This window comes from Nisaea nitritireducens (assembly GCF_014904795.1).
In the GTDB taxonomy this organism is placed as follows: Bacteria; Pseudomonadota; Alphaproteobacteria; order Thalassobaculales; family Thalassobaculaceae; genus Nisaea; species Nisaea nitritireducens.
Genome location: NZ_JACZFS010000026.1, coordinates 1 through 5,580 on the forward strand (window position 1 = coordinate 1; position 5,580 = coordinate 5,580).

At 63.1% G+C, this 5,580-nt stretch carries 6 protein-coding genes; 1 reads left to right on the forward strand and 5 read right to left on the reverse strand.

From position 1 onward, the window contains the following. Positions 1-153 precede the first annotated feature (153 nt). The 3 genes from IG629_RS09645 to IG629_RS09655 are packed head-to-tail and all read right to left on the reverse strand — an operon-like array spanning position 154 to position 3,082. Positions 154-717 (reverse strand): maleylpyruvate isomerase N-terminal domain-containing protein, encoded by a 564-nt coding sequence (locus IG629_RS09645; RefSeq protein WP_193171749.1) that lies wholly within the window; start codon positions 715-717, stop codon positions 154-156. Positions 718-735: 18 nt separating this feature from the next. After that, positions 736-1,842, reverse strand: a complete 1,107-nt coding sequence (locus tag IG629_RS09650; RefSeq protein ID WP_193171750.1) for a cupin domain-containing protein — start codon at positions 1,840-1,842, stop codon at positions 736-738. A gap of 55 nt (positions 1,843-1,897) precedes the next feature. Then, positions 1,898-3,082: a 3-hydroxybenzoate 6-monooxygenase gene (locus tag IG629_RS09655; protein WP_193171751.1), complete on the reverse strand. Its 1,185-nt coding sequence runs from the start codon at positions 3,080-3,082 to the stop codon at positions 1,898-1,900. Positions 3,083-3,221: 139 nt separating this feature from the next. Here IG629_RS09655 and IG629_RS09660 point away from each other — a divergent pair, with 139 nt between their 5' ends. Beyond that, positions 3,222-3,686, forward strand: coding sequence for a MarR family winged helix-turn-helix transcriptional regulator (locus IG629_RS09660; protein ID WP_193171752.1), 465 nt, complete (start codon positions 3,222-3,224; stop codon positions 3,684-3,686). 12 nt (positions 3,687-3,698) lie between these two features. Here the strand turns inward: IG629_RS09660 and IG629_RS09665 are convergent, their stop codons facing one another. Both IG629_RS09665 and IG629_RS09670 read right to left on the reverse strand, forming a co-directional pair. Further along, positions 3,699-5,006 carry a TRAP transporter large permease gene (locus IG629_RS09665; RefSeq protein WP_193171753.1) on the reverse strand — a complete coding sequence of 436 codons (1,308 nt, stop codon included), beginning with the start codon at positions 5,004-5,006 and terminating at the stop codon, positions 3,699-3,701. After that, complete coding sequence (locus IG629_RS09670; RefSeq protein ID WP_193171754.1) at positions 5,006-5,530, reverse strand: TRAP transporter small permease; 525 nt, start codon at positions 5,528-5,530, stop codon at positions 5,006-5,008. Before IG629_RS09670 ends, IG629_RS09665 begins: the two co-directional genes overlap by 1 nt. Positions 5,531-5,580: the final 50 nt, after the last annotated feature.

The window sequence follows — 5,580 nt, forward strand, 5'->3', positions numbered from 1 at the left end:
GAGCCTACCTTCACGGACGAAATATTATTGCGAGTCATTCGCATTACTGACTTGAGGATTAGGTACAGGAACGACATGCCTAATGCAACCACTGTCATGGTGCTTTTCGGCAACAAAAGCGGCCGGTTTTTACCGTAATTCGGCTCTGGCGGCCTAAGAGCCGCGCAACTGCGGGGGAAGATCGCGTGCAGCCCCGCCATTTCCGAGGTCAAGCGCGCCCTGCCAGATCGCACGCGTCCGCAGCAGTGGCAGCTCCCGCACCCTGATGGCGCTGCCGTCAAACGTCCTGACAACGGCATCCCAATGCGCGTCTTCCAGATCGCGCCACACCACATTCAGATGCACGGCGGAGTGGGTAAAAAGATGGCGCAGCGCCTGAGCCGGCAGTGTCGCCCCCAGATCGATCTCGGCGTCGCGCTCCGCCGCCGAGGCATACATCGGCGTCTCGATACCCGTCCGCCCCCAGTCGGCAAGCCGGGTCAGGGCCCGGGCGTGATAGCCGACATGGGCGACCAGATGCCGCCGGGTCCATCCCGGCACAAGTGACGGCGCGTCGAGATCTCGGTCCGTCAGCTCGTTCAGCTTGCGGGCGAAATAAGCCGTTCCCCGGCGGGCGAGGACGAGGTCCTCCGCCGGGGCCGCGGGAGAATCATACCGGGCGCCCGCACCGAGCCGGGCCCGCAGCGCGGCACGTTCCGCATCCAGAGAGTCGGTCATTCCCGCCCCCAGGCTCTATCAGTCCTGCACGCCTTCGATCTTGGTCCGGGCGAAATTCAGCCGCTCCATGATCGGGGCATCGGAGAACCGGAACAGATCGAACCGGGTTTCAGCCTGAAGAGACCACTGGATCCAGGACGGCACCACGAACATGTCGCCCTTCTCCAGCTTATGTTCAACACCATTCAACACCACCGCTCCGGCGCCCTCGAACACCTGGAAAACAGAAGAGCCAACCTCGCGCCGCGGCCGTGTCTCGGTCCCTTCACGCAACCGGTGGAACTGAGTGCGGATGGTCGGCATCACATCGCCGCCCGTGGTCGGATTGACATAACGGATGGCCGCATGGCCAGGCTCGACCGTCGCGGGCTGGCCCTCATCCTCAAGCAGCAATTGCTCGGTCAGGGCCCGGTCGGTGAATTCCCAGCGATAGGCGCCGATCGGCGTGCTCACCGTGTCCTGCAGGCCGGAGAGCGGCCGCAGCCCCGGATGGCACCAGAGCCGCTCACCCTGCGAGAAATCCGGTGTCGCATAATCCGTTACCTTATCGGAGCCGAACTCGAAGAAGCCGACATCGTTCTGCTGCGAGAACGGGATATCCAGACCGTCGATCCAGGTCATCGGCTTGTCGGTGACATTGTGGTGGCCATGGAAATGCCAGCCCGGCGTGAGCAGCAGGTCGCCCCGGCTCATCCGCACGGGATCGCCATTCACCACGGTCCAGACACCCTCGCCCTCGACGACGAAACGGAAAGCATTCTGCGCGTGCCGGTGCTCCGGCGCGGTTTCCTTCGGGCCGAGATACTGGATCGCGGCCCACAGCGTCGGGCTGACATAGGCGTTGCCGCCGAGCCCCGGATTGGCGAGACCAATGGCCCGGCGCTCCCCGCCACGTCCGACAGGCACCAGCTCGCCGGACTTCTCGGCCAGCGGCAGCAGCTTCGACCATTTCCAGACATGCGGCACGGCCTTTGGCTTCGGGTGCATCGGCATCAGGTCGCCGAGCTGGGTCCAGAGCGGCATCAGGTGTTCGTCCTCGAACCCCTTGTAAAGTGCGCGCAGCTCCGGGCTGTCGTCCGGTTGCATGGCATGCGCAACATTCGAATGATCCTGTTCTGCGCTCATCTCTTCCTCCTCCGTGCGTGTCGCGACTGGCCCTCGTTACTTCCGGCGGCCGCGCTCAGTTCTGTAATCCGTTAGAGCCGTACAGCCAGTGCAGGCGATCATACCATTCGGCGGGCGTCCGACTGGACAGCACCTGATTGCGTGCCGCCGCCAGCGCCCCGTCCGGGTGATAGACATAGTCGCCGATCAGCCTGCTGCCGACCTGTACCCGTGCGGTGCGGGCGATGCGCTGCTGCTGATAGGCTCGCAGCATGGCTTCCATATCGCCGTCCCCACGCTTCATGGTCTCGGCGAGACAAACCGCGTCTTCCATCGCCATGCAGGCGCCTTGAGCGAAATATTGCAGCATCGGGTGCGCAGCATCGCCAAGCAGGGCGACACGTCCATCAACCCAATTGTCCACCGGATCGCGGTCGCACAGCACCCAGAGCTTCCAGTTATCGCCATGCTCGATGATCTGCCGGGCACGCGGATGGATATGCTCGAAACCTTGCGCCACCTCTTCCTTGGAAACCGGGCGGCCGGAAATCGCTTCCTGCAGGTCCCGGTGATAGGTCACCACCAGATTGAAGACCTTCCAGCCCTTCAGCGGGTAATGGACGATATGGCATTTCGGCCCGGCCCAGAGCGTCGCCGCGTTCCAGCGCAGATCCTCCGGCATCTGTTCGGTCGGGATGACGGAGCGATAGGTGGTGTGTCCAGAAATGCGCGGCGCGCCATCGCCGACAAGCTGGGCCCGCACCGGCGAATGCAGTCCCTCGGCGCCGATCAGCGCGCTGCCGACAAGCGGATCGCGGCCTTCAAGCTGCAGGGTGACACTGCTGCCGTCCTGCTCATAACCGGTCGTCTTGTGGCTGGTCCGCAATTCGACCAATGGGCTGGCAATGCAGTAATCCAGCAGCGTCTTGTGCAAGTCCGCCCGGTGAACCACGGCATAGGGATTGCCCATATGGCGGCGGAAATCCTCGCCCAGCGGCACCTGGGCGATTTCCTCGGCAGTCTGCGCATCCATCAGCCGCAGCGCATCGATATAGACGGCCTGCGCCCGCGCCTCGTCCCCGATGCCAAGATAGTCGAAGGAATGAAATCCGTTCGGGCCGATCTGGATACCCGCCCCGATCTCGCCCAGCTCCGCCGCCTGCTCAAGCACCAGCGACGCGAAACCGTTCTGCGCAAGGCCTGCGGCAGCCGCGAGGCCGCCAATGCCGCCACCGGCAATGAGTATGGGTCGGTCCGCCATCTATCCTCCCTGCCCGGGCCGTCTTGCTGCGGCCGTTACCGTTAAAGGCAATCTTCAGCGCACAACAGAATACCTGTTGCATCGAAAGGTCAAGTTAGTAAGCATACTTATTATATTGCACGCGACGCACGGAGCCATGATGGCACTTGAGATTCACGGCATGGCCGGACACATGATCCGGCGGCTGAACCAGATTTCGGTCTCGGTGTTCCAGGATCGCCTGAAGGCCGCCGGCTATGATCTGACGCCGGTGCAATATGCCTGCCTTGCGACGCTGGAGCAGAAGCCCGGCATCGATCAGGCGACGCTCGCCGGGCTGATCGCCTATGACAGGGCAACCATCGGCACCGTTCTCGACAGGCTGGACACAAAAGGGCTGGTGACACGCAAGGTCAGCCCGCGGGACCGGCGTGCCCGGGAAATGCATCTGACCGAAATTGGCCGCGCGCTTTACCGAACGGTGACCCCGCTGGTTCAGGAAATCCAGACGCTCATGACCGGGGGACTCGAGCCCGGTGAGCGCGCCGAATTCCTGCGGCTGGCGGCCAAGCTCGCCAGCACCGGGAACGCGTTGAGCCGGGCGCCTATGGTCGAGCCGGACTGAGCCAGTCCCCGGTCAGTTCTTCCGGATCATGTACTCGACCGGCCAGGTCACCAGCTCCGGCACCAGGGCGATGATCAGGATACCGACCAGCATCAGGAAGAAGAACGGCACCGAGGCCTTCGTCACCTGAATGAGGTCTCGCCCCGTCATGCCTTGCAGCACGAACAGGTTGAAGCCGACCGGCGGGGTGATCTGCGCCATCTCGACCACGATAACGGTGAAGATACCGAACCAGATCAGGTCGATCCCGGCGCTCTCCACCATCGGCAGGACCACCGCAGCGGTCAGCACCATCATGGAGACGCCGTCCAGGAAGCAGCCGAGGAAGATATAGAGCACGGTCAGCAGCACCAGCAGCATGCCGGGCGACAGGTTCCAGGCATCGACATAGCTGGCCAGCACGCGCGGCACGCCGGTGAAGCCCATGGCGATGGACAGGAAGGCCGCGCCAGCGAGAATGAAGGCAATCATGCAGGACGTGCGGACGGCCCCCATCAGGCTGTCCATGAAGGAGGCCCAGTTCAGTGTCTTCGACCACCAGGCCAGCCCCAGCGCGCCAAGCACGCCGATGGTCGCCGCTTCCGTCGGCGTGGCGAAGCCGCCATAGATCGAGCCGATGACGCAGAAGATCAGCAGCACCACAGGGAACAGCAGGCGCGAGGCCTTCACTTTCTCTAGGAAACTCAGGCGCTCTTCCTGCGGCGGGGCGAGTTCCGGGTTCAACAGTGCCCGGATCGCGACATAGGCCATGAAGATCGAGATGATCAGGATGCCCGGCACAACCCCGGCGATAAACATCCGCGAGATCGACTGCTGGGCGATAACGCCATAGACAATCAACATGATCGAGGGTGGGATCAGCAGGCCGAGTGTGCCCGACCCAGCAAGCGTGCCGATGGACAGTTTCTCGTCATAGCCGCGCTTCTTCAGCTCCGGAATGCTCATCCGGCCAACCGTGGCGCAGGTCACCGCGCTTGAGCCCGCGACCGCCGCCATTACGCCGCAGCCGACGATATTGACGTGCAGCAAGCCGCCAGGCAGCCGGGCAAGCCAGGGCGCGAGGCCGTTGAACATGTCCGACGAGAGCCGGGTCCGGAACAGGATCTCGCCCATCCAGACAAACAGCGGCAGTGCCGTCAGCGCCCAGTTCCAGCTCGCATCCCAGACCGTGCTGGCCAAGAGAGAGCCAGCCGGCGCGGGCGAGAAGAATTCCAGTGCGAAGAAACCCACGGCAAGCAGGGTCGGCGCAACCCAGATCCCCGATGCCAGCAGGCCGAGCATCAGGATGAAGAGAATGGCAGAAATCATTCCGGCATCCATCAGTCGTCCTCCCCTTTGAACAGAGCGGTCGAGTTTGCGATATAGCTCGGCGTCTGGCCGCGCAGGATGCCGATGAATTCATCGATCAGGGCAATGGTCAGGATCAGCGAGCCAAGTGCCATGGCGGAGCGCGGAATCCAGAACGGAATGGCCAGCAGCCCCGGGCTGATATCGCCGAAAATGTATGAGAAATAAACGAGGTCGCAGGCCCAGTAGGTGAGATACCCCATGGCCGCGGCACAGAAACCGACGCTCCAGAGCTCTGTCAGCTTCGCCAGCGGGCCCTTGGCCAGGCGGATCAGCAGCGTGACCCGGATATGGCCGTCATGCCGAAAGGTATAGGCGAGGCCGAGAAAGGTCGAAGCGGCCAGGCTGAAGCCGGCGCTTTCGGTTGAATCGATGGCAACCCCGAAGAACCGCCCGATGATCTGGGCCACGATGGTGAGCGAGATCGCGACCAGGAAGAAGGCTGCGAGATAGCCGCTCCAGAGATAAAGGCCGTCCAGTAATCGTCGTGCCGCCATGAGATGTCTCTCGGGGTTTTGTCAGGGCCGGAAAAGGCAGGGGCCGCCCC